19 protein-coding genes are annotated in these 23287 nt (G+C 70.0%); 13 read left to right on the top strand and 6 right to left on the bottom strand.

The window, feature by feature from the left end; genetic code table 11:
* On the top strand, nucleotides 1–1542 hold a 1542-nt coding region (locus ON43_RS10205), incomplete at its 5' end, for an FAD-dependent oxidoreductase (protein WP_040806169.1).
* 4 nt (nucleotides 1543–1546) lie between these two features.
* On the opposite strand, the gene ON43_RS10210 is transcribed toward ON43_RS10205, so the two are convergent.
* Nucleotides 1547–2818 carry an FHA domain-containing protein gene (locus ON43_RS10210; protein WP_083913295.1) on the bottom strand — a complete coding sequence of 424 codons (1272 nt, stop codon included), beginning with the start codon at nucleotides 2816–2818 and terminating at the stop codon, nucleotides 1547–1549.
* Between the two features lie 203 nt (nucleotides 2819–3021).
* Here ON43_RS10210 and ON43_RS42360 point away from each other — a divergent pair, with 203 nt between their 5' ends.
* Nucleotides 3022–3432 carry a hypothetical protein gene (locus ON43_RS42360; RefSeq protein ID WP_051178237.1) on the top strand — a complete coding sequence of 137 codons (411 nt, stop codon included), beginning with the start codon at nucleotides 3022–3024 and terminating at the stop codon, nucleotides 3430–3432.
* A 6-nt stretch (nucleotides 3433–3438) separates the two neighbouring features.
* Here ON43_RS42360 and ON43_RS10220 read toward each other — a convergent pair whose 3' ends face one another.
* Entirely contained in the window at nucleotides 3439–4977 is a 1539-nt protein-coding gene (locus tag ON43_RS10220; RefSeq protein ID WP_040806174.1) for a glycerol-3-phosphate dehydrogenase/oxidase, read from the bottom strand.
* Nucleotides 4978–5138: 161 nt separating this feature from the next.
* On the bottom strand, nucleotides 5139–5720 hold the full coding sequence (locus ON43_RS10225) for a TetR/AcrR family transcriptional regulator (protein ID WP_040806176.1): 582 nt from the start codon (nucleotides 5718–5720) through the stop codon (nucleotides 5139–5141).
* Between the two features lie 143 nt (nucleotides 5721–5863).
* Between ON43_RS10225 and ON43_RS10230 the strand changes: the two genes are divergently transcribed.
* Nucleotides 5864–7441, top strand: coding sequence for an FAD-binding oxidoreductase (locus ON43_RS10230; RefSeq protein WP_051178238.1), 1578 nt, complete (start codon nucleotides 5864–5866; stop codon nucleotides 7439–7441).
* The gene (locus ON43_RS10235; protein ID WP_063712519.1) at nucleotides 7438–8364 is read left to right on the top strand and encodes a diacylglycerol/lipid kinase family protein; all 927 of its coding nucleotides are present in this window, start codon (nucleotides 7438–7440) and stop codon (nucleotides 8362–8364) included. The genes ON43_RS10230 and ON43_RS10235 overlap by 4 nt, the downstream gene beginning before the upstream one ends.
* Nucleotides 8365–8474: 110 nt before the next feature.
* On the opposite strand, the gene ON43_RS10240 is transcribed toward ON43_RS10235, so the two are convergent.
* Both ON43_RS10240 and ON43_RS10245 read right to left on the bottom strand, forming a co-directional pair.
* Nucleotides 8475–8843 (bottom strand): hypothetical protein, encoded by a 369-nt coding sequence (locus ON43_RS10240; RefSeq protein ID WP_040806181.1) that lies wholly within the window; start codon nucleotides 8841–8843, stop codon nucleotides 8475–8477.
* A gap of 223 nt (nucleotides 8844–9066) precedes the next feature.
* The gene (locus ON43_RS10245) at nucleotides 9067–9705 is read right to left on the bottom strand and encodes a class I SAM-dependent methyltransferase (RefSeq protein WP_040806184.1); all 639 of its coding nucleotides are present in this window, start codon (nucleotides 9703–9705) and stop codon (nucleotides 9067–9069) included.
* A gap of 348 nt (nucleotides 9706–10053) precedes the next feature.
* On the opposite strand from ON43_RS10245, the gene ON43_RS10250 reads away from it, so the two are divergent.
* From ON43_RS10250 to ON43_RS10270, 5 genes are all read left to right on the top strand, one after another.
* Complete coding sequence (locus ON43_RS10250) at nucleotides 10054–12753, top strand: valine--tRNA ligase (protein ID WP_040806186.1); 2700 nt, start codon at nucleotides 10054–10056, stop codon at nucleotides 12751–12753.
* Nucleotides 12750–14198 (top strand): bifunctional tetrahydrofolate synthase/dihydrofolate synthase, encoded by a 1449-nt coding sequence (folC, locus tag ON43_RS10255; RefSeq protein ID WP_444543738.1) that lies wholly within the window; start codon nucleotides 12750–12752, stop codon nucleotides 14196–14198. Before ON43_RS10250 ends, folC begins: the two co-directional genes overlap by 4 nt.
* Complete coding sequence (locus ON43_RS10260) at nucleotides 14195–14638, top strand: DUF4233 domain-containing protein (RefSeq protein ID WP_051178239.1); 444 nt, start codon at nucleotides 14195–14197, stop codon at nucleotides 14636–14638. The genes folC and ON43_RS10260 overlap by 4 nt, the downstream gene beginning before the upstream one ends.
* An 83-nt stretch (nucleotides 14639–14721) precedes the next feature.
* A complete protein-coding gene (gene ndk, locus ON43_RS10265; protein ID WP_040806188.1) occupies nucleotides 14722–15138 on the top strand; it encodes a nucleoside-diphosphate kinase in 417 nt (138 codons plus the stop codon).
* 482 nt (nucleotides 15139–15620) lie between these two features.
* Nucleotides 15621–18887: a translation initiation factor IF-2 N-terminal domain-containing protein gene (locus tag ON43_RS10270; RefSeq protein ID WP_040806189.1), complete on the top strand. Its 3267-nt coding sequence runs from the start codon at nucleotides 15621–15623 to the stop codon at nucleotides 18885–18887.
* Nucleotides 18888–18959: 72 nt separating this feature from the next.
* Here ON43_RS10270 and ON43_RS10275 read toward each other — a convergent pair whose 3' ends face one another.
* Nucleotides 18960–19367, bottom strand: coding sequence for a DUF3224 domain-containing protein (locus ON43_RS10275; RefSeq protein ID WP_040806190.1), 408 nt, complete (start codon nucleotides 19365–19367; stop codon nucleotides 18960–18962).
* A gap of 315 nt (nucleotides 19368–19682) precedes the next feature.
* Between ON43_RS10275 and rplU the strand changes: the two genes are divergently transcribed.
* The 4 genes from rplU (at nucleotide 19683) to proB (ending at nucleotide 23107) form a co-directional block, all read left to right on the top strand.
* Nucleotides 19683–19994: a 50S ribosomal protein L21 gene (gene rplU / locus ON43_RS10280; protein ID WP_036547931.1), complete on the top strand. Its 312-nt coding sequence runs from the start codon at nucleotides 19683–19685 to the stop codon at nucleotides 19992–19994.
* Nucleotides 19995–20035: 41 nt separating this feature from the next.
* Nucleotides 20036–20302, top strand: a complete 267-nt coding sequence (rpmA, locus tag ON43_RS10285; RefSeq protein WP_040806195.1) for a 50S ribosomal protein L27 — start codon at nucleotides 20036–20038, stop codon at nucleotides 20300–20302.
* Between the two features lie 134 nt (nucleotides 20303–20436).
* Nucleotides 20437–21891 (top strand): GTPase ObgE, encoded by a 1455-nt coding sequence (obgE, locus tag ON43_RS10290; RefSeq protein ID WP_040806351.1) that lies wholly within the window; start codon nucleotides 20437–20439, stop codon nucleotides 21889–21891.
* Nucleotides 21892–22027: 136 nt separating this feature from the next.
* Complete coding sequence (gene proB, locus ON43_RS10295; RefSeq protein ID WP_040806353.1) at nucleotides 22028–23107, top strand: glutamate 5-kinase; 1080 nt, start codon at nucleotides 22028–22030, stop codon at nucleotides 23105–23107.
* The last annotated feature ends 180 nt before the right edge of the window (nucleotides 23108–23287 follow it).

The following is a 23287-nucleotide window of genomic DNA, read 5'->3' on the forward strand; positions in this document are numbered from 1 at the left end:
CTCGCCGAGAAGGCGGGCCTGCCGCTGGAATCGGGCTGCCGCATGGGCGTGTGCGGCGCGGACCCCGTCGCCATCCTCGAGGGCGCGGGGCAACTCTGCGAACCCACCGGCGATGAGCAGAACACCTTGCGGCGACTGGGTTTCGCCGACAACACCCGTATGGCCTGCTGCGCCCGCGTCAATGGCGGCGGCGTCCGGGTCGCCCTCACCCCCGAGCCCGGCCACGGAATCGGCGCGCGCCCGGCCAGTTTCGACCGCTCCCTCGTGAGCCTGGTCGTCCTCGGCAACGGCATCGCGGGCGTCACCGCCGCCGACTTCCTGCGCCGTGGCCATCCGGACTGCGAAATCCATCTGGTCGGCCGCGAATCCCACGACTTCTACAACCGCATGGGCATCTCCCGCCTGATCCCCGGCCGCTCCGCCATGCAGGGCCTGCACCTGCTGCCCGAGCAGTGGTACGAGGAGCACCGCATCCACCCGTGGCTCAATACCCTTGCCACCCACCTGGATCCGCGCGCGCAGCGCGTCCACCTCGGTACCGGCGATGTGCTGCCCTACGACCGGCTGATCATCGCGACGGGAGCCTCGGCGGCGCTGCCGGAGATCGACGGACTGCACCGGCCCGGCAGCTTCGTGCTGCGCGAAGCGGGCGACGCCATTCAGATCCGCGCCTACGCCCAGCGGCACCGGTGCAGCCGCGCGGTGGTCGCGGGCGGCGGCCTGCTCGGCCTGGAAGCGGCGTATGCGCTGCACCAGTTGGGATTACATGTCACCGTGCTGGAGCGGGGTGAGCGCCTGCTGAGCAAGCAGCTCGACCGCCGCGCCTCCGCCATCGTGCTGGACCACTTCACCCGCGCGGGGATAGAGGTCCGCCACCGCGCCGAGACGGCCGCTCTGGCAGGGATTTCCGACGCCCGTGGGCACGGTCACGCCGGTGTGCCGGCTGGATCGGCGAGCCCGGCGAATGGCGTGAGCCCGGTCGCCGCCGCCATCCTGAAGGACGGCACCGCCGTTCCCTGCGAGGTCTTCCTGGCCTCCATCGGCATCCGCCCCAATACGGATCTCGCGCAGCGGGCCGGAATCCCGGTCCGCCGCGGCATTCTCGTCGACGACCGCATGCGCACCGCCGCACCGCACGTCTACGCGGCCGGTGACGTGGCCGAGCATCGCGACCGGGTGCTCGGACTCTGGCCGATCGCGGCCGAACAGGCGCAGGCGGCGGCCGTCAACGCCCTCGGCGGCGACCAGGTCCTGACCGCGGAGACGCCCGCGACCATCCTCAAGGGCGTCGGCCTGGAACTGTTCAGCATCGGCCAGGTCGAGCCGGGGCAGCGCGACGAGGTCATCGTCGTGGACCGCGCCTTCCAGAAGTCCTACCGCCGCCTGATCCTCTCCCAGGGCCGGGCGGTCGGCGCGATCGTCCTCGGCCACCACCCGACCGACGTGGCCGCCGCACAGCAGGCCGTCCGAGCCCGCAAGGAGATCAACCCGTTCTCCCGCAACGACTTACAGCGAGGAGACTGGTCGTCGCTACAGGGGTGAGGCCTCAGCCGGTGCGGTAGGTGAGTATCCGCTCGCCGATGCGCAGGCTCCAACCGATCTTCAACTCCATCGGCCGCTGGCCTACCCGAACCCAGTCCGCCGCACCGGGAGCCGCCACGAACGTGCCGCCGGGCGTGCCCGCGTCGCGGACGTAGACCAGGCCGTTCTCGATGAAAACCCGTGCGTGCACACGCGATACGTGGCGGTCGCGGGCGATGACGATGGGGGAGGCCACCGCTCGGCGCACCGCCTCGTCGATCATGGGGTCCCGGCCGATCACATACGGCCGATCGAGGGGATACACCGCACCCTCGGTGCTGGTCAGCGCGCCGCCCGCCGCGGCCATCGCCGAGGTGGTGGGCGGTGGCGGACCGGACGAGCCGCGCGGCTGGGGCTCCTCCTCGACCTCCGCGACGTAGGCGGCGGTCGGGGGCTGATCCTCCGGGTTCGGACGGTCGTCGCGGCGATTCGGCTTGCTCGAAGCGGGAACGGGCGCAGCGGTTTTCGCGGGTGATTTCGCGAGGTCCGGTCCGCCGTCGCCCGCCAATCGGGATCCGGGAGCGGGGGTCGTCGCGACGACACGCGGATTCTCCGGCTCCGCCGCGGGCTCGGGCGGCGTCGTAACCGGTTGGCCACGACCGGATTCGGCTTCCGGCGCGGCGAGCGGGCCCGAGAATCTCGTGTGCGAGGGCGTTGGCGTCGGGGCGCGGCGGGTCGGCTCGGGTGCCGGGCTGGGAGTCTGGGCGGACTCGGAAGCCTCCGCGGACTTGGGTTTGGTCTCGCTCGCGCGCGGCGCGTTCAGGCCCGACACCGGGGCGTGCAGGACGAACCCTCCGCCCACCACGACCCCGGAGCGCAGATCGGTGTGCGCGATCTCGCCGCGCGCGCCGTCGGCGGCCACGGTGAGCTGCCGCACCGGGTCCCGAACGATCTCGTCGGCCCAGGTCATGGCGCGCTCCCCGGACATGCGGTGCGCACCCTCCGGCCCATCCACCGCGGCCGTCACCGCACCCCGCAACAGCACCAGAATCCCGCCCGCGGTCGGCGCGACCACCCCGAAGGCGGGCGGCTGTGCGGAACCGCTGCTGAACACGGTCGCCGCCAGGCGCTGCGCGAGCGCGACACCGGGATCGGCGGCCGTGGCCGCGGTCTCGGCGGCTCCGATAATCCGTTCCGTGGAAGGGCTTTCGCCGACCAGGAAGATGACCACGTTCCCGAACCGGGCTACCAGCCCCGCCCCCGGTATCAACCCGACCGTCGTCGGAATTCGACCCATCCGCGCCTCCCTCTCCCGGCGCTCACAACATCGCAGCCAAGCATAGGACCGTTCCACACCGTCCCGCAGCGACACTTGATCAGCCGCGGCGACACGGATCCCGCCAGATTGCCGCAATGCCACCCATAGCCGGAAGCTACGGGTGAGGATCGAGGCATCGTGCCGGTGCTACCGGGCCCGGCATCACCGATGAGGACCGAACCATGATGGGCACGATCACCAGGACCACCACCGCGGCCGCGGTCGGTTGCGCCGCGCTCGCGACCGTCGCCGGACTGGCCGCCCCCGCCGGCGCGACGGCCACCCGGATCGGCATAGACCCGGGCATCAGCTTCGGCATGGCCAGCAACTACGGCACCGGATGCAGCTACGACCTCGACGGATACGTGGATGACCCGAGTACTCCGGTCGTCTTCTACGACAACAAGGTCCCCATCGGCGTCGCCAGGCCGTCGGGCGCACTGGCCCAGATCCGCTGGACACCCACCACCACCGGGCAGCACCGCCTACAGATCTGGCAGTACCACCCCGACCGCGAGGACGTCTTCCCCTACGTCGACATCCACGTGGGCACCGGCATCTCCACCGGCTCCGGCTGCAACGTCTTCGGCTGACCTCGGTCAGTCGAGTGCGGCGAGCGCGGCCGGTTCGGCGGCCTTGCGGTCCTCGGCGACGAGGCCGATGCGGGTGCGGCGGTCGAGGAGGTCGGACTCGTCCAGCGCGGCCTCGTGGGTGACCGCGAAGGTGAATTCGGCGGCGGTGACATCCATCCCGGGGGCGACCTCGGCGGCCAGCGACGGATGCTGGTCGGCCAGGGCGAGGACCGTCGTGGCCTCGCTGCCGTAGCGCTCGACCAGGCGCGGCGGGGCCTGGATGGCGTCGCGGGCCGCGCCGGAGACCGCGCCGACCAGGGGCAATTGGCGGGTGCGGCAGGGGGCCGCAGCCAGGTGTGCGTGGGCAACGGCGGCGTCCACGGCGTCCTCGGCCATCTTGCGGTAGGTGGTGAGCTTGCCGCCGACCACGGTGATCACGCCGGTGGGCGAGGTGAGGACCGCGTGTTCGCGGGAGATGTCGGCGGTGGAGTTGTCGCCGGTGCGCAGCAGCGGGCGCAGGCCCGCGAAGGTGCCGCGAATATCGCCGCGGCTCAGCGGCTCTCGGAGCACGGTGTTGACGGTGTCGAGGAGGAAGTCGATCTCGGCGTCGGTGGCGTGCGGGACGTCCGGCACCGGGCCGGGCGCTTCCTCGTCGGTGAGGCCCAGGTAGACCCGGTTGTGCGCGGCCGGGAACGCGAAGATGAAACGGCTGGTGCTGCCCGGGATCGGGACGGTCAGCGAGGCGGTGAGGCCGCCGAAGGCCGCCGCGTCGAAGACCAGGTGGGTGCCGCGTGAGGGGCGTAGTTCGATGCTCGGATCCACCTGATCGGCCCACACACCGGCGGCATTCACCACCGAACGCGCTGTCACGTCCAGGGTTTCGCCGGTCAGCGTGTCCCGCAGCGTGGCCGACGTACCGGTGACATTCATGGCCTCGACCCGGGTCAGCACCGACGCACCTTCCCGCGCGGCGGTGCGGGCAATGGCCACCACCAGTCGCGCGTCATCCACCAATTGCCCGTCCCATGCGAGCAATCCGCCGCGCAGTCCGGCCCGCCGCACGGTCGGGGCCAGCCGCAACGCCTCCGCCGCGGCCACCCGCCGTGAGCGCGGCAGCACCGATACCGGGGTGCCCGCCGCCCGGCGCAGCACATCGCCCGCGAGGAATCCGGTGCGCACCAACAGCTTCTGCGCCGTACCGATGCTCGGCAGCAGCGGCACCACCTGCGGCAGCGCCCGGGTCAGATGCGGTGCGGTCCGGGTCAGCAGAATGTCGCGCTCGACCGCGCTCTCATGCGCGATCCCCACCCCGCCGCTGGCCAGATACCGCAACCCGCCGTGCACCAGCTTGGAACTCCACCGGCTGGTCCCGAACGCGAAGTCGTGCTTCTCCACCAGGACCGTCCGCAGCCCGCGCGCGGCCGCGTCCAAAGCCACACCGGCACCGGTGATTCCACCGCCGATCACCAGCACATCGATATCACCGCCGTCCCCGAGCTGCCGTAACTCCCGCTGCCGCCGCCCCGCATTGAGCGCCGAGTCTCCCCGAGTCGTATTGGTAGCCATAGTCAGACCTTTCGAGTGCAGCAGCGGTAAACCTGTGGAACCAAGCGCCTCAACAGAAGTTCCGATTGTCATCCCGGCGTGCTTTTGGCCGGGATCCATGCTTGCCGGGTGGATTCCGGCCAAAACACGCCGGAATGACGAGGAGGACTTCGACCAGGCGCTCAGTCGGGGGTGAGGTAGCCGTGGAGGGCTCGGGTGAGTTCGATGTCGAGGTGGTCGGAGTCGAGGACGGGGGCGAAGGTGCCCGCTGACTGGACCGCGGACTGGGCGATGAGCAGGAGCATGGCGGCGAGCTGGTCCGGGTCGCCCGGGCGAATCGAGCTGTCGGCCTGGCCTTCTCGGATGGCGGCGGCGAACAGCTCGATCAGGGCGCGCTGGTTGCGGCCCAGGCGCTCGAAGACGTAGGTGAGCATGATGTCGGTATCGGCGCGGAAGATCTTGGCGAACAGCGGATTCCGGCGGATAGCCGCTCCGCCGCCCACGATCGCGCCGACCAGCCGCTCGCGCGCGCTGCCGGTGGAAGGCGAGGTATCGGCGATGATCTCGCGTAGCTCCCGCACCAGCAGGTCCGCCACCAGTGACCCGGTGTCGGGCCAGCGCCGGTAGACGGTCGGCCGGCTGACCCCGGCGCGCCGGGCCACCTCGGTGAGGGTGGTGCGCCGCACGCCGAATTCGGCCACGCAGGCGCGGGCCGCGTCGAGGATGGCTCGATCGACGGCGGAGGATGGTTCGGTCGAACTCATGGATGCCACCACCGGAGAGTAGTTGTCGTTACTGCTTGACATTCTATGTCAGACTGTAACGCATGGTCGACGCACAAGCAGCCTCCGCATCCACGGGCAGTGGCCTTACAGAAAACCCGGGCGAGCCGCAGGTCCGCGCGAGTATGGTGTGGGACGCCTGGGGCTCCCCAGCCGGACACAAGCCGTTGTCCGAGCAGATTCGGGGACTGCTCGCGCAGGTATTCGGGGTGTCCGGCGAGCCGGTGACCCGTCGCGATGAGGGCGACGTGCCGCTGCGCGCCTCGGCGCTCACGCCGGAACAGCACGCCGGGCTCGTCGCGGTGGTCGGAGCCGAGAATCTGTCGATCGACCACCGCGACCGCCTGCTGCGGGCGGGCGGCAAATCCACGCCGGATCTGCTGCGCCGCCGCGCCGAAGGTGAGCAGGACGCCCCCGACGCCGTCGTCTTCCCGGCCGATCACGCCGAGGTCCTCGCGCTGCTGAAGTACTGCTCCGCCAAGGGAATCGCGGTCGTTCCGTTCGGCGGCGGCACCAGCGTCGTCGGCGGACTCGATCCCGCGCGCGGCCGCTTCCCGGCCGTCATCGCCATCGATCTCGGCCGCCTCGACACCCTCACCGACCTCGACCCGGTCAGCGGCACCGTCACCCTGGGCGCGGGCCTGTCCGGCCCGCAGGCCGAGGAACTGCTTGCCCGCCACGGCCTTTCGCTGGGCCACTTCCCGCAGAGCTTCGAATTCGCCACCATCGGCGGCTTCGCGGCCACCCGCTCCTCGGGGCAGGCCTCGGCCGGATACGGGCGCTTCGACGACATGATCCAGCGCCTCCGAATCGCCACCCCCGCGGGCGAACTCGACCTGGGTCGCGCCCCCGCCTCCGCCGCCGGGCCCGACCTGCGCGAGCTGTTCTCCGGCTCGGAGGGCACCCTCGGCATCATCACCGCGGTCACCCTGCGCGTGCACCCGATCCCGGAGACCACCGGCTACCAGGCCTGGTCGTTCCCCGACTTCGCCACCGGCGCGGCCGCCCTGCGCACCGTCATCCAGGCCGGGGCCGCCCCTACCGTCATGCGCCTGTCCGACGAGGCAGAGACCGGACTGAACCTGGCCCGCGCCGGGGACATCGGCGGCGCGGCCGTCGGCGGCTGCCTGGCCGTCACCACCTTCGAGGGCACGGCCGCTCACGTCGCCGCCCGTCAGGCCGAGGCGAGCGAACTGCTCACCGCCGCCGGCGGCACCGCCCTCGGCGAGGGCCCGGCCCAGGAATGGGAGCACGGCCGCTTCGCCGCCCCCTACCTACGCGACGCGCTGCTCGACGTCGGCGTGCTGTGCGAAACCCTCGAAACCGCCACCAGCTGGGCCAATCTCGCCAACCTTAAAGCGAAAGTGACCGCCGCGCTGACCGATACGCTCACCGCGCAGGGCACCCCGGCACTGGTCATGTGCCACATCTCGCACACCTACCCGACCGGCGCGTCGCTGTACTTCACCGTGGTCGGCAAGCAGGCCGCGGACCCGATCGCGCAGTGGGCCAAGGCCAAACAGGCCGCGGGCGACGCCATCGTGGCCGCGGGCGGCACCATCACCCACCACCACGCCATCGGCGCCGACCACAAGCCGTGGATGACCGACGAGATCGGCGATCTCGGCGTCCAGGTGCTGCGCGCGGTGAAGAACGCGGTCGACCCGTCCGGAATCCTCAACCCTGGGAAGCTGATTCCGTGAGAACCATCCGCTCCATCGCCCTGGTGACCAACCCGCTCTCCGGTCACGGCAAGGGCGCACTGGTCGCCGTCGAAGCCGCGAACCTGTTCGCCGGGCACGACGTCCGGGTCACCACGATCCAAGGCGACTCCGCCGCCGACACCGAGCGGCTGGTCCGCAAGGCCCTCGCCGACCCGGACAACCGGCCCGACGCCGTCGTGGCCGCGGGCGGCGACGGCCTGACCTGCGTGGTGCTGCAGGCCCTCGTCGGCACCGGCGTCCCCCTGGGCCTGGTCCCCGGCGGCACCGGCAACGACCTGGCCCGCGAACTGGGCATCCCGGACGACACCGCCGCGGCGGTGACCACGGTGCTCGGCGGCAAGACCCGCGCCATCGACCTCGGCACCGTCGAGACCGAGGAATCCGGTCGCTCCATCTGGTTCGCCACCGTCACGGGCACCGGCCTCGATGCGCGAGTCACCCTGCGCGCCAACGCCTTGCGCTGGCCCAACGGCCCGATGCGCTACACGGTCGCCGCGCTGATCGAACTCGTCGGCAAACTGGCCGTGCCCTACCGCATCGAACTCACCGGCTCACCGGACCACCCGGACGGCACGGTCATCGACCTCGACGCGGTCATGGTCGCCGTCGGCAACACCCGCACCTACGGCGGCGGCATGCTCGTCGCCCCGGACGCGATCATCGACGACGGCCTGCTCGACCTGACCGTCGTGGGGGCAATGTCCCGGCTGGAGATGATCCGCCTGCTCCCGGCCCTGTCCTCCGGCAAGCGCGTCGACCACCCGGCCATGGTCCAGTACAAGGCCCGCGAATTCCGCCTCACGGCCCCCGGCGCACCCGCCACCGCCGACGGCGATCCGGTGGGCTTGCTCCCGGCCCTGTTCCGCGCCCACCCGGACGCACTGGACGTGCTCGTTCCCTGATCATCACCCCGTCATCCCGGCGTGCTTTTGGCCGGGATCCACAGTGAAAACCGCTGGTGCGCAGTTGGTGTGGATCCCGGCCAAGAACGTGCCGGGATGACGGGGGAGGGCTACCAGACCTGGACGACCGCCAGTCCCTCCGAGTCGACGACCAGATCCACCGAACCGTTCGGGTGCGCCGCGGCCTCCCCGACGATCGTGGGCATATCCGCGTAGATGTAGTCCTCGTCCTGCGGCAGCTTCGAATCCGGTTCGAGCAGGACGGTCACGGCCCCGGGCGGCGCGAATCGATCGACCAACGCCGGAGCCGGGCTGTTCGCCAGGGACTGCGTCTCGCCGGGAGAGAGCTCCACACCGGCCGCGCCGATCTGCGGGATGACGAAGGGGGTTGCGGCGGAAGCGGTTCCGCTCACGGCCAGTCCGGCAATGGCGAAGCCGGTCAGCAGGGCGGCGGATGCGGCAAGGGTTCGAACTCGCATGGTGACTCGCTTTCCAGCGGTGGGACGGTGTCCCTCGGGGAGCTGTCTCGGTACTGCGATGAACTGGAGACGACTGGCGCCAGCCGGATAGCCAGAACACATCACCGCAGGTAGCCGTGGCAAGAGCTAAGCGAGTCACCTCACTCGAGCAGAGAGGAGTGGCCTTCGACACGTGCCCTGACCGGGCAAACGGGACAGGCTGCTACGCGGGCATCACAGGCCGCTACGCGGGGCGGCCGATCAGCAGATGGCCGGGAATCGGCTTGTTCGGCACGTCCCGGTGATCGACGGTGAGACCGGCGCGCTTCAGGGCGTCGGTCACCTCGGCCACCGGGCGGAGGGTGAAACCGTATGGGGCGAAAGGCATCTTGGTCATGACATCCGGATCGCCGATGCCGATCACCAGGCGGCCGCCGGGCTTCAGAACCCGGGCCATCTCCGCACAGGCCCGGTCCAGTTCCGGCACGAAATAGATGGTGTTGCAGGTGATTACGGCATCGAGGGAGGCGTCGGGGAGGGGTAGTTCGGTCAGCGATCCCTCGATCAGCTTCAGGCGACCCTCGGCGACGTCGGAGGCGAAGGCCGAGCGGGCCCGGGTGAGCATGTCCGGGGACAGCTCCACGCCGGTCACCGTGCCGGTCGCGCCGACGCGCTCGAGCAGCAGGGTCAGGCCGATGCCGCCACCGAAGCCGAGGTCCGCCGCGGCGTCGACGGCGCTGACCTCCGCCGCGGCGACGGCGGCCTCGATCATGGGGCGATTGCCGCGGTTGAGCGAATAGGCCACGACCTTGCCCAGCAGGCCGTGCGGGTTGCCCAGCTGGCCGACGACGGTCGACATCACCCGCGCGACAATCGGATTCATGGACCACAGGCTACCCGCGGCCCGTCCCGCAATGGCGCTATTGCGACGCGGAAACGGTGCGGCGGACGCAACGTAGATGCAACGAATCCTGGTCTACCCTGGCCGATTTGGGCCAGAACCTGAGAACTTCCTTTGGATCCGGGAGCCGGGCCGGAAACGGCGGTAGTCTGGCCAATGAGGGCGAGGCTTCCAGCGTCCCTCATCCGCCGGAAGCCTCGCCCTTCGGCTTGCCTCTGGCAGGTCTCGGCCCCTCCGCCGCGGCCCACCCGGAGCCCGCCTCGGCCCCGCGAATTGGGCCTACTAAAAACCCGGTCGTTGGGTGATAATCCCAGCCCTTAGAATCGACCGGTGACCAGCGCAGCCTCTGAGAACCCGCGTAATCGTGCCGATGCCCTCCCCAAGAGCTGGAACCCCAGCGATGTAGAGGCCGACCTGTACGAGCGCTGGGTAGCCGCCGGTTACTTCACCGCCGATCCGAGCAGCGCCAAGCCCGCCTACTCGATCGTGCTGCCCCCGCCGAACGTCACCGGCACCCTGCACATGGGCCACGCCCTCGACCACACCCTCATGGACCTGCTCACCCGCCGCAAGCGCATGCAGGGCTTCGAGGTGCTGTGGCTGCCGGGCATGGACCACGCGGGCATCGCCACCCAGACCGTGGTGGAGAAGCAGCTCGCCGTGGACGGCAAGACCAAGGAAGACTTCGGCCGCGAACTGTTCGTGGACAAGGTCTGGGACTGGAAGCGCGAGTCCGGCGGCCAGATCCAGGGCCAGATGCGCCGCCTCGGCGACGGCGTCGACTGGAGCCGCGACCGCTTCACCATGGACGACGGGCTGTCCCGCGCCGTGCAGACCATCTTCAAGCGCCTCTTCGACGCGGGCCTTATCTACCGCGCCGAGCGCCTGGTGAACTGGTCGCCGGTGCTGCAGACCGGCATCTCCGACCTCGAGGTGGACCACAAGGAGGTCGAGGGCGAGCTCGTCTCGCTGCGCTACGGCTCGCTGAACGACGATGAGCCGCACGTGATCGTGGCCACCACCCGTGTGGAGACCATGCTCGGCGACACCGCGGTGGCCGTGCACCCCGACGACGAGCGCTACAAGCATCTGGTCGGCACCACGCTCTACCACCCGATCACCGGCCGCCAGATCCCGATCGTCGCCGACGACTACGTGGATCCCGAATTCGGTTCCGGCGCGGTCAAGATCACTCCCGCGCACGACCCCAACGACTTCGAGCTCGGCCTGCGCCACAACCTGCCCATGCCGACGATCATGGACAAGACCGGCAAGATCGCCGACAGCGGAACCGAATTCGACGGTATGGACCGCTTCGAGGCCCGCCTCAAGATCCGCGAGCGGCTCGAGGCCGAGGGCCGCGTGGTCGGCCGCAAGTACCCCTACCTGCATCAGGTCGGCCACTCCGAGCGCTCCGGCGAGCCCATCGAACCCCGCCTGTCCATGCAGTGGTGGGTGAAGGTCGAGGGCATCGCCAAGGCCGCCGGCGACGCGGTCCGCAACGGCGACGTCAAGATTCACCCGGCCAGCCAGGAACCGCGCTGGTTCGAGTGGGTCGACAACATGCACGACTGGAACATCTCGCGCCAGCTGTGGTGGGGTCACCGCATCCCGATCTGGTACGGCCCCGAGGGCGAGATCGTCTGCGTCGGCCCGGACGAGCAGGCCCCCGAGGGCTACGTCCAGGACCCGGACGTGCTCGACACCTGGTTCTCCTCGGGCCTGTGGCCGTTCTCCACCATGGGCTGGCCCGACGCCACCCCCGAACTGGCCAAGTTCTATCCGACCAGCGTGCTGGTGACCGGCTACGACATCCTCTTCTTCTGGGTCGCCCGGATGATGATGTTCGGCATGTTCGTCTCCGACGACGCGGTGCTCACCGCGGGCAAGGACCCGAACCAGAAGCAGGTCCCGTTCCAGGATGTGTTCCTGCACGGCCTGATTCGCGACGAGTTCGGCAAGAAGATGTCCAAGTCGCGCGGCAACGGCATCGACCCGCTGGACTGGATCAACGAATACGGCGCGGACGCCACCCGATTCACCCTCGCGCGCGGCGCGCAGCCCGGCGGCGACCTGTCGGTCGGCACCCCGCACGTGACGGCCTCGCGCAGCTTCATCACCAAGCTGTTCAACGCCACCAAGTTCGCGCTCATGAACGGTGCGCAGCCGGGTGAGCTGCCCGCGCGCGAGACCCTCACCGACACCGACCGCTGGATCCTGGACCGTCTCGACGAGGTCATCGCCGAGGTCGACGGCGCTCTGGACCGCTACGAGTTCAGCAAGGCACTCGAGGGCCTGTACCACTTCGCGTGGGACGAATTCTGCAGCTGGTACCTGGAATTGGCGAAGGTCCAGTTCGCCGAGTCCGAGGAGCGCGCCGCCAACACCCGCATCGTGCTCGGCAATGTGCTCGACGCCGTGCTGCGCCTGCTGCACCCGGCCGTCCCGTTCGTCACCGAAACCCTGTGGCAGGCACTGACCGAGGGCGCGGCGGGCGAGTCCATCGTGGTCTCGGCCTGGCCCGCCGTCTCCGGTGCTGACGCCGATGAGGTTGCGGCCCGCCGCATCTCGGACACCCAGAAGCTGATCACCGAGATCCGCCGCTTCCGCGCCGACCAGGGCCTGGCCGACAGCCAGAAGGTGGCCGCCAAGCTGGTCGGCATCGACGCCGCCGACCTGCCCGGCCAGGAGCCGAGCATCGCCAACCTGGCCCGGCTCACCGCGGCGGGCGACGACTTCGCCGTCACCGCCTCGCTCGAGGTGCGCCTGACCAATGCCACGGTGACCGTCGAGATCGACACCTCCGGCACGGTCGACCTCGACGCCGAGCGCCGCCGCCTGGAGAAGGACCTCGCCGCCGCGCAGAAGGAGCTCGCGGGCACCAACGGCAAGCTCGGCAACGAGGCCTTCCTGGCCAAGGCCCCCGACGCGGTGGTCGAGAAGATCAAGGCGCGCAAGGAGATCGCCGAGAGCGATGTCGAGCGCATCACCGCCCGCCTCGCCGAGATCACCAAGCTGGCCGCCAAGTGAACGACGAACCGGAGCGCCAGTACGCGGAGGGCTCGCTGAGCCCGATGGGCACCTCGCCGGTGGATCTCGCCGAAATGGCGCTGGTCGAGGCCGAACTCGACAAGCGCTGGCCGGAGACCAAGATCGAGCCGTCGCTGGTTCGCATCTCCACGCTGATGGATCTGCTGGGCTCGCCCCAGCAGTCCTACCCGGCCATCCATATCGCGGGCACCAATGGCAAGACCTCGGTCACCCGCATGATCGACGCGCTGCTCACCGCGCTGCACCGGCGCACCGGGCGCATCACCAGCCCGCACCTGCAGCTGGCCACCGAGCGCATCGCCATCGACAACGCGCCCATCACACCCGGCCGCTACGTCGAGGTGTACCGGGAACTGCTGCCCTATATCGAGTTGGTGGACAAGCAGTCCCAGGCCGCGGGCGGCCCGGCCATGTCCAAGTTCGAGGTGCTCACCGGCATGGCCTACGCCGCCTTCGCCGAGGCGCCGGTCGACGTGGCCGTGGTCGAGACCGGCATGGGCGGGCGCTGGGACGCCACCAATGTGATCGACGGCCAGGTCGCCGTCATCACCCCGATCGGGTTGGACCACACCGACTATCTGGGCCCCGACCTCACCTCCATCGCGGGGGAGAAGGCCGGAATCATCAAGCGGGCACCGGAAGACGAACTGTCGCCGCGCGACACCGTCGCCATCATCGCCCAGCAGGAACCCGAGGTCATGGACGTCCTGCTGCGCCGCGCCGTCGAGGTCGACGCCGCGGTCGCGCGCGAAGGCTCGGAGTTCCAGGTGGTCTCGCGCCGCGTCGCCATCGGCGGCCAGATGCTCGAACTCCAGGGCCTCGGCGGCGTCTACGACGACATCTTCCTGCCCATGCACGGTGAGCACCAGGCCCGCAACGCGGTGCTGGCGCTGGCCGCGGTCGAGGCGTTCTTCGGCGCGGGCGCGTCCCGGCAGCTCGACATCGACGCTGTCCGAGCCGGTTTCGCCAATGCCGTCAGCCCCGGCCGGATGGAGCGCATGCGCAGCGCGCCCACCATCTTCATCGACGCCGCGCACAATCCGCACGGCGCGCAGGCACTGGCGGCCACGCTGACAAGCGAATTCGATTTCCGCAAACTGGTAGGCGTGATCGCGGTACTGGGAGACAAGGACGCCGGCGGCATCCTCGACGCCCTGGAACCCATCTTCGACGAGATCGTCGTCACCGAGAACGGTTCCCCGCGCGCCCTGCCCGTCGAGGATCTGGCCAACCTGGCCGTGCAGCGGTTCGGCGACGAACGCGTGGCCGTGGCCAACGATCTGGCCGACGCCATCGAAACCGCCATCGCACTCGCCGAGGGCGGGGAGGACGGCGAATTGGTCTCGGGCGCGGGCATAGTCATCACCGGCTCGGTGGTCACCGCCGGGTCCGCCCGCAGCCTGTTCGGAAAGGATCCCGCATGACCGAGGACGCCAAGGCCCAGGTTCCGGAGGGCGACGGCGGGGTTCCGGACGGCCAGGTGCCGCCGCCCGCGACCGACCCGTGGAAGGGCCTGCGCGGCGTCATGGCCGGGACCCTGGTCCTGGAGGCCATCACCGTGCTGCTCGCGCTGCCGGTGATCAGCGCGGTCGGCGGCGGCCTGCGCTGGTGGTCGATCCTCTACGTCGTCGGCCTGGCCGTGATCATGTTCCTGGGCGCGGGCGTGCAGCGCCGTCCCTGGGCCATCCCGTTCAACCTGGCTCTCCAGGTGGCGCTGCTGCTCGGCGGGTTCATCCACCTGTCGATCCTGATCATCGGCGTGGTCTTCGTCGCCGTCTGGGCTTTCGTCCTGTTCCTGCGCGCCGATGTGAAGAAGCGCATGGAGGCGGGTCAACTGCCCAGCCAGCGCATGTCCCAGGCTTGATCGACTCGTATATTCAGGGCAGACCGGGCCATCCGTCCGGTCTGCGTTTTTCCTGGTGAGCTACCGGCGGTTAGAGTTGCGCCGTGACTGAGCAGACGTTGGTACTCATCAAGCCCGACGGCGTGGCCCGCGGCCTCGTTGGCGAGATCATCACTCGCATCGAGCGCAAGGGCCTCAAGATCGCGGCCCTGAAGCAGGTGAACGTCTCCGAGGAGATCGCGGTCCAGCACTACGCCGAGCACCGCGAGCGCCCGTTCTTCGGCTCCCTGATCGAATTCATCACCTCCGGCCCGGTCATCGCGATCGTGCTCGAGGGTGAGCGCGCCGTCCCCGCCTTCCGTCAGATCGCCGGCGGCACCGACCCGGTCGAGAAGGCCGTTCCCGGCTCCATCCGCGGCGACTACGCCCTCGAGACCCAGTACAACCTGGTGCACGGCTCCGACTCGCCCGAGTCCGCCAAGCGCGAGATCGACATCTGGTTCCCCGGCTTCGCCCACTGATCTTCGGGGGTTGTTTGCCCCCACTCTCTCCACCGATAGGTCCGGGGGCCCACCCCCGGACCCCGGAATCAGCGGCCGCCCGCGAGACTCGCGAGGCCCGCTCCGGGCCGCGTGGGCACGACGCCCCGACGTGGTGTGGGATACTGGCTCTGGAAGTGACCGACGCGGGCCGTTTGCGGCGCGCGTCAGCCACCTTCGAATTGACACCGCGGAGCGACGGACGATCATCGCTGCCGCCGACGGCTACCAAGACTCGGCCGCCGGCAGGCACGCTGGATGAACGCTCGTGACACGGAGTTGAGCCAACCAACCAGGCGCCACGTGACCAGTTAGCCCGAACGACGAGATACCGGTGATAACGGGCCACACGGCGCGAAGACTTACGATCTCATGCCCGCGGGCGTGAGGCCGACAAGACAGCGCCCCCGCGACGGCCGCGTCACTCCTGAGAGGAGCGCGCCCGGGGGCCCCGAGGAGATTTCGTGGCCGATCAAGAGCCGCTGGAAGCATCGCAGAGCAATGGCGAAGGGGAGGACGCTCAGCTCACCCCGGCCGCCGAACAGTTGCCGGAACGGATCCGAGTGCACGCACTGGCGAAGCTGCTGGGCACCACCAGCAAACGAATCCTGGCCCACCTGACCGAGATGGGCGCGCAGGCGCGAAGCCCGCAATCGAGCCTGGACCGCACCGTCGCCGAAACCGTGCGCGACGCCTTCGGCCCGCGTGACGTCGAGGCCGACCCCAGCCCCGCCGGGCCGGCGCCGATCGCCGAGACCACCGTCGACGCCGCCATCGCCGCGGGTGACGACCGGGCCGCCGACGAGATCGCGGCCGAAGAGGTGGAGGCGGCCGAGACCGCCGAGGCGGCTGTCCCGGCGACCAAGCAGACCACCCTGTTCGCCAGCCCGTTCCAGAGCACCCCGCAGGTCGAGGAGCCGGTGCAGTACCAGGCGCCGGCCGCCCCCGTCTTCGCGGCGCCGCTGTTCCAGGCGCCGGACGCCGCGGCCGCCGAGGAGGCCCGCCGCCAGCGCCGCACCGAGCGCGCCGAGCGCAAGGCCGCCCGCGAGGAGCAGGCCGAGCAGAAGCCGGTCGAGGCGAAGCTGGCCGAGGCCAAGCCGACCAAGACCGTGACCGCCAAGGCCGTCACCGAGGAGACCGCGTCCGAGGACACCGAGGACGAGGGCGACTGGGACGGCGAGGACCGCGAGCAGCGCGGTGAGGGCACCTCGCGGCGTCGCCGCCGGGGCCGCCGCGGCCGCGGCCGTGGTCGCGGCGAACAACACGGCGAGAACGACACCGACGATCTCGACGGTGACGAGCAGGCCGAGGGCGAGGACGAGTCGGCCGAATCCGCCGACACCGAGACCGACGACGAGGACGATTCGGCCGCCGTGCCGGAGGGTTCGAGCAGCCGTCGCCGCCGTCGCCGTCGTCGCCGCAAGGGTGGCGAGGACAACGAGCCCGAGGTCGCCGACGACGATCCGCCGAACACCGTCGTGCACGAGCGCGAGCCGCGCAGCAAGCGCCGCGCCGCCGCCAAGGACGTCGACGAGGTGCAGGGCATCAGCGGTTCGACCCGCCTGGAGGCCAAGCGCCAGCGCCGCCGCGACGGTCGCGAGGCCGGCCGCCGCCGCCCGCCGATCCTGACCGAGTCGGAGTTCCTGGCCCGCCGTGAGGCGGTGGACCGGGTGATGGTGGTGCGCGAGAAGCACTTCGCCGAACACCCGACCTCCACCACCCAGGTCGCGGTGCTAGAGGACAACATCCTGGTCGAGCACTTCGTGACCTCGACCGGTTCCGCGTCCATGGTCGGCAACGTCTACCTGGGCAAGGTGCAGAACGTGCTGCCCTCGATGGAGGCGGCGTTCGTCGACATCGGCCGCGGCCGCAACGGCGTGCTGTACGCGGGCGAGGTGAACTGGGAGGCCGCCGGTCTGGGCGGCAAGGAGCGCAAGATCGAGCAGGCGCTCAAGCCCGGTGACACCGTGCTGGTGCAGGTTTCGAAGGATCCGGTGGGCCACAAGGGCGCCCGCCTGACCACGCAGATCAGTCTGGCCGGTCGCTTCCTGGTGTACGTGCCGGGCGGCACCTCCACCGGCATCTCCCGCAAGCTGCCCGACACCGAGCGCAAGCGGCTCAAGGAGATCCTGCGCGACATCGTCCCGCAGGACGCGGGCGTCATCATCCGCACCGCGTCGGAGGGCGTCTCCGAGCCGGAGCTGGCCCGCGATGTCGAACGGCTGCAGGCGACCTGGCGCACCATCGAGGATCAGTCCAAGCAGGGTTCCGGTGCGCCGAAGACCCTGTACGAGGAGCCGGACCTGTTGGTCAAGGTCGTGCGCGACCTGTTCAACGAGGACTTCTCCAAGCTGATCATCGAGGGCGAGCGCGCCTGGACGACGGTCGAGAACTACGTCCGCACCGTTGCCCCCGACATGCTGGCCCGCGTCGAGCGCTACGAGGGCGCCGGCGTCGACGTGTTCGGCAGCCTGCGCATCGACGAGCAGTTGGCCAAGGCGCTCGACCGCAAGGTGTGGCTGCCCTCCGGCGGCACCCTGGTGATCGACCGCACCGAGGCCATGACCGTCATCGACGTCAACACCGGCAAGTTCACCGGGTCGGGCGGGTCCAATCTCGAAGAGACCGTGACCCGCAACAACCTGGAGGCGGCCGAGGAGATCGTGCGCCAGATGCGGTTGCGCGATATCGGCGGCATGATCGTCGTCGACTTCATCGACATGGTGCTCGAGTCCAACCGCGATCTGGTGCTGCGCCGCCTGACCGAGGCTCTGGGCCGCGACCGCACCCGCCACCAGGTCTCCGAGGTCACCTCGCTGGGCCTGGTCCAGATGACCCGCAAGAAGCTGGGCACCGGCCTGGTCGAGGCGTTCTCCACCACGTGTGAGACCTGCCACGGCCGCGGCATCCTGGTGCACAACTACCCCGTCGAGTCGTCGGCTCCGGCCGGGGACAGCGGTGAGGGCGTGGGCCGTCGCGAGGGTTCGCGTCGCCGTCGCAAGGACCGCAATGCCGCCGCCGAGGCCCCGGCCGTCGAGCCGGTGGTCGAGGAGAAGGCCGACAAGCACGAGAACCACGAGCAGCAGGCGGAGAAGGCCGCTGCCAAGCGTGCCCACCCGGTCGCCATGGCCATGGCCGCGCACGCCACCGAGGAGGCTGCGCACGCGGCCGAGGAGGATGCGGTCGCCGCGGCCGATGCCGCGAATACGGTGCTGGCCGAGGGTGAGTCGGCGAGCGTGGCCGAGGTCGCGGCCGCCGAGTCCACCATCGTGCGGGAGGCCGAGAACGCCGCCGCCGAGGCCGCCATCGCGGCCGATGCGGCGACCGAGGTCGAGGACGCCGCGGAAAGCGCTGCGCCCCAGGGTGCGCCGCACACCAACGGCACCTCCCAGCCGACCGCTGCCGCATCGGCGGCCGCCGACGAACTGGCCGCCACCGACGCTCTGGCCGCCGCGGCCGAGGCCGCGGTGACGGTGGAGGAGGCGCAGGCCGCCTCCGGTGCGCAGACGGCCCCGGCGGGTCGTCGTCCGGCTCGCCGCCGGGTGGCGCGCACGGTGACCGCTCCGGCCGCCGACAGCTCGAGCGCCGTGTTCGTGCTCTCCAGCTCGGACCAGGCCCAGAAGCCCGCCTTCAACCTCGATGAGCTGGCCCCGGCCGCGGTCCCGCCGCGGTCGCGCCCGCGCCGCCGGGCCGCCGGTCGCCCGGCCGGTGCGCCGGAGGGCGAGAACTAGCCCGCTCGCACGAGACGACCGTGGCCCCGCCGGAATCCGGCGGGGCCACGGGTCTTTTCGAGTAGGGACAGGTCAGGGCAGCTGGTACTCGAACCAGATGCGGTGGGTGCCGTCGGCGTCGATGGTCAGGTCACCGGTGCCGGTGATGCCCGCCAGCTCGCCGGTGCCGCTGCCCGCGACGATCGAGAAGAAGACGTCGGTGCGTTCGGTCCCGTCGGTGGCGGCCGAGTGCACGAAGTTGAACGCGCCCGCCCGCCCGTTGAGCGCACCCTCGAACGATTCCATGGCCACATAGGTCCCGACCCCCGACGCCTGGTCGAAGGCGGACGTGAAAATGGTCGCCGAGCGCCCGGTGATCTCGCCCTCGTACTGCTTCTCCAGCTTGGCCAGCCCGACCGGGAGTCCGGTGGCGATGGCGGGTTCGGGGGTGACCTCGGTGGGGAGGAAAGACTTGACGTCGAAGGTTCCGGTCGCACGCATGGCCCTATCGTGCCGCAGGCCGTTTCCGGAGATCTTGTAAGAACGCGACAGCTCGAGGTGAGAGCTGGGCAACCCGGTTTGGAGGGGGTCGCGCATGTCCTGTAGTCTTGGTCAGTCGCTGCCCCCTGCGACGGCACTCTGTTGTGACTAGTGCTGTGAGTGGGCCAGGTTCGGTTCAGTAGAACCAACGGCCCGAGGCGGCGGTGAAACCACCAGACCAGTCTGCGGCGGTTTCCGGTGCGAACCGGATGCCGGCCGTGTGAGCAGAGTGCCGAGTACTTCGAGCACTTGAACAGAAAGAAGGGCAGCCGACCGATGGCAACGTACGCGATCGTCAAGACCGGCGGAAAGCAGTACAAGGTCGCGGTCGGTGACCTGGTGAAGGTCGAGAAGATCGAGGGTGAGCCGGGCACTTCGGTGTCGCTGTCGCCGGTGCTGGTCGTTGACGGCGCCGAGCTGACCACCGATGCTGACAAGCTGGCGAAGGTCTCCGTGTCCGCCGAGGTCGTCGAACAGACCAAGGGCCCGAAGATCCGCATCCACAAGTTCAAGAACAAGACCGGCTACCACAAGCGTCAGGGCCACCGTCAGAAGCTGACGGTCCTGAAGGTCACCGGCATCAAGTAATCCGACTTGGGGTTCGTCACCCCGGCACGAGGAGTTCTGAAATGGCACATAAGAAGGGTGCATCCAGCTCGCGCAATGGTCGCGATTCGAATGCCCAGCGGCTCGGTGTGAAGCGCTTCGGCGGTCAGACCGTCAAGGCCGGCGAGATCCTGGTTCGCCAGCGCGGCACGCACTTCCACCCCGGCGTCAACGTCGGCCGTGGCGGCGACGACACGCTGTTCGCTCTCGAGGCGGGCGCGGTGCAGTTCGGCACCAAGCGTGGTCGCAAGACCGTCAACATCGTGGTGCCGGAGCCGGTGAACGCCTGACCGGCGCACCGGAGTTCCTACTCCACTAGCTTTCGAGCGGGTCAGGGTACTGAATGCCCTGGCCCGCTTTGCTGTTTTCAACACGAAGACGTGCAACATCAACGACTGAGTCCTGAAGGAGGATGATCACCGATATGTCCAAATTCATCGACCGTGTTGTTTTGCACGTTCGTGCGGGCAAGGGTGGGCACGGCTGTGCCTCGGTGCGCCGCGAGAAGTTCATGCCGTTGGGCGGACCCGATGGCGGTAACGGCGGCAATGGCGGGGATGTGATCCTCGAGGTCGACCCGAACGTCCACACCCTGCTGGACTTCCACTTCCACCCGCATGCCAAGGGCGGCAACGGCAAGCCCGGCGAGGGCGGCAACCGCAATGGCAAGCAGGGCGAGGGGCTGCTGCTGAAGGTGCCGTCCGGCACCGTCGTGATGAGCACCGACGGCGAGATCCTGGCCGATCTGGTCGGGGCGGGCTCGACCTTCGTGGCGGCCCAGGGCGGCCGCGGCGGTCTGGGCAATGCCGCGCTGGTGTCCAAGGCGCGCAAGGCCCCCGGTTTCGCGCTGGTCGGTGTGGACGGCGAAGAGCGCGATCTGGTGCTCGAACTGAAGTCGGTGGCGGATGTGGGCCTGGTGGGCTTCCCGTCGGCCGGCAAGTCCTCGCTGGTCTCGGTGCTCTCGGCGGCCAAGCCGAAGATCGCCGACTACCCGTTCACCACGCTGGTGCCGAATCTCGGTGTGGTGCAAGCGGGTGACACCACTTTCACCGTGGCCGACGTGCCCGGCCTGATTCCGGGCGCGAGCGAGGGCCGCGGCCTGGGTCTGGATTTCCTTCGGCACATCGAGCGGTGCGCCGTGCTCGCCCATGTGGTGGACTGCGCCACGCTGGAACCCGGGCGTGACCCGATCTCCGATGTGGACGCGCTCGAGGCCGAGCTGGCCGCGTACCAGCCCGCGCTGGTCGGCGACGCCGGTCTGGGTGATCTGGCGGATCGACCGCGCGTGGTCGTGCTCAACAAGGCCGATATCCCCGATGCCGACGAGCTGGCCGAGTTCGTGCTGCCCGAGTTCGAGAAGCGCGGCTGGCCGGTCTTCAAGATCTCGGCGGTGAGCCGGGAAGGCTTGCGGCCGTTGACCTTCGCGCTCGCCGAGATGGTCGAGGAGTACCGCAAGGCGCATCCCGAGCCGGAGCCGAAGCGGCAGATCATCCGCCCGGTCGCCAAGGGCGACAGCGGATTCCGCGTGCTGCCCGATCCCGAGGTGGAGGGCGGCTTCATCGTCGTCGGCGAGCGGCCCGAGCGCTGGGTCAAGCAGACCCAGTTCGACAACGACGAGGCCGTGGGCTACCTGGCCGACCGCCTGGCACGCCTGGGCGTCGAGGAAGAACTGGTCAAGCTGGGCGCCGAGCCGGGCTGCTCGGTGACCATCGCGGATTACTGCTTCGATTGGGAGCCTTCGATTTCCGCCGGTGTGGAGACGCTGATGACCCGTCGCGGTGTGGACCCGCGTCTGGATCAGACCGAGCGCATCGGCGCGGCCGAGCGCAAGCACGCCTCGCGCGTGCGCCGCGGTCTGGTGACCGAGGACGGCGAGTAAAACAGGATTCGGGTGCGACGGCGCTGCGGCGCCGCGGGCGAATTGAGGTGTGGTGCAAGTGAGTTCGGGTGGCACTCGGGTGACGGAGCTCGAAGCCGGTTCCGGTTCGGGTGAACCGAGCGCGGCGCGGCAGGCGATCGCGTCGGCGCGCAGTGTGGTCGTGAAGATCGGCTCGTCGGCGCTGACCAGCCTGGAGGGCGGGCTCGACACCGGGCGGCTGGACAAGCTGGCCGACGCGGTCGAGGCCCGCATGCGGGCGGGTTCGGATCTGGTCGTGGTGTCCTCGGGCGCTATCGGCGCGGGTATGGCTCCGCTCGGATTGTCCAAGCGCCCAAAGGATCTCGCCACCAAGCAGGCCGCCGCGAGCGTAGGCCAGCTGGCCCTGGCGCACGCCTGGGGCACCTCCTTCGCCCGCTACGATCGCGTCGTCGGCCAGGTTCTGTTGAGCGCCGGTGACTTCGGCCGCCGTGAGCCGCACCGCAACGCCCAGCGCACCCTCGACCGCCTGCGCTCGCTGCACGCCATCGCGGTGGTGAACGAAAACGACACGGTCGCAACGGAAGAGATCCGTTTCGGCGACAACGACCGGCTCGCCGCGCTGGTCGCGCACCTGGTCGGCGCGGACGCGCTGATCCTGCTGTCGGATGTCGACGGCCTCTACGACGGCGACCCGCGCAAGGGCGACGCCAACTTCATTCCCGAGGTCCGCGGCAGCGCCGACCTGGACGGCGTGATCGCCGGTTCCGGTGGCGCGCTCGGCACCGGTGGCATGGCCTCCAAGCTCTCCGCCGCCCGCCTGGCCGCTGACGCCGGCGTGCCCGTGCTGCTGGCGGCGGCTTCCGATGCGGCCGCGGCCCTTTCGGGCGCGACGGTGGGCACCGCCTTCGCGGCCCGCCCGGTGCGGCTGTCGGCCCGCAAGTTCTGGGTTCGCCATGCCGCGGACTCCCGGGGCGCGGTGCATCTGGACGCGGGCGCGGTGGCCGCGGTGGCCGAGCGCCGCCATTCGCTGCTGGCCGCGGGCATCACCGCGGTGGCGGGCCACTTCTTCGGCGGTGACGTGATCGACCTCTTCGCACCCGACGGTCGCCTGGTGGCCCGCGGTGTGGCCGCGTACGACAGTGACGAGCTGGAAACCATGAAGGGCCGCTCCACCTCCGACCTTCCGGACAGCATGCAGCGACCGGTCGTGCACGCCGACGACCTCGTCAAGGTGTAGCGCGGGCGAGCAGTCGGTTACGGCTGAATTGCGTTGGGGGAGAGGCGGAGTAACAGGGGAAACTGGGCGGTTTGGTTGACCCGCCGAGGGGCAGTCGGAGGGCGGGGGAAGGGCAGTGGGCGGGACGGCCCGAGCGGTCATTCTGGAAGTGCACCCGGTGCCGCATCGAGATGTGCCCTT

The sequence above is a fragment of the Nocardia concava NBRC 100430 genome, assembly GCF_000308815.1.
Taxonomy (GTDB): Bacteria; Actinomycetota; Actinomycetes; order Mycobacteriales; family Mycobacteriaceae; genus Nocardia; species Nocardia concava.

Bases quoted from the DNA above. Each gene is read 5' to 3' on its own strand.
- ON43_RS10210 (WP_083913295.1), bottom strand. From the start codon at position 2,818: ATGGGTCGAATTCCGACGACGGTCGGGTTGATACCGGGGGCGGGGCTG.
- ON43_RS42360 (WP_051178237.1), top strand. From the start codon at position 3,022: ATGATGGGCACGATCACCAGGACCACCACCGCGGCCGCGGTCGGTTGC.
- ON43_RS10220 (WP_040806174.1), bottom strand. From the start codon at position 4,977: ATGGCTACCAATACGACTCGGGGAGACTCGGCGCTCAATGCGGGGCGG.
- ON43_RS10225 (WP_040806176.1), bottom strand. From the start codon at position 5,720: ATGAGTTCGACCGAACCATCCTCCGCCGTCGATCGAGCCATCCTCGAC.
- ON43_RS10230 (WP_051178238.1), top strand. From the start codon at position 5,864: ATGGTGTGGGACGCCTGGGGCTCCCCAGCCGGACACAAGCCGTTGTCC.
- ON43_RS10240 (WP_040806181.1), bottom strand. From the start codon at position 8,843: ATGCGAGTTCGAACCCTTGCCGCATCCGCCGCCCTGCTGACCGGCTTC.
- ON43_RS10245 (WP_040806184.1), bottom strand. From the start codon at position 9,705: ATGAATCCGATTGTCGCGCGGGTGATGTCGACCGTCGTCGGCCAGCTG.
- ON43_RS10260 (WP_051178239.1), top strand. From the start codon at position 14,195: ATGACCGAGGACGCCAAGGCCCAGGTTCCGGAGGGCGACGGCGGGGTT.
- ON43_RS10275 (WP_040806190.1), bottom strand. From the start codon at position 19,367: ATGCGTGCGACCGGAACCTTCGACGTCAAGTCTTTCCTCCCCACCGAG.
- rplU (WP_036547931.1), top strand. From the start codon at position 19,683: ATGGCAACGTACGCGATCGTCAAGACCGGCGGAAAGCAGTACAAGGTC.
- rpmA (WP_040806195.1), top strand. From the start codon at position 20,036: ATGGCACATAAGAAGGGTGCATCCAGCTCGCGCAATGGTCGCGATTCG.
- obgE (WP_040806351.1), top strand. From the start codon at position 20,437: ATGTCCAAATTCATCGACCGTGTTGTTTTGCACGTTCGTGCGGGCAAG.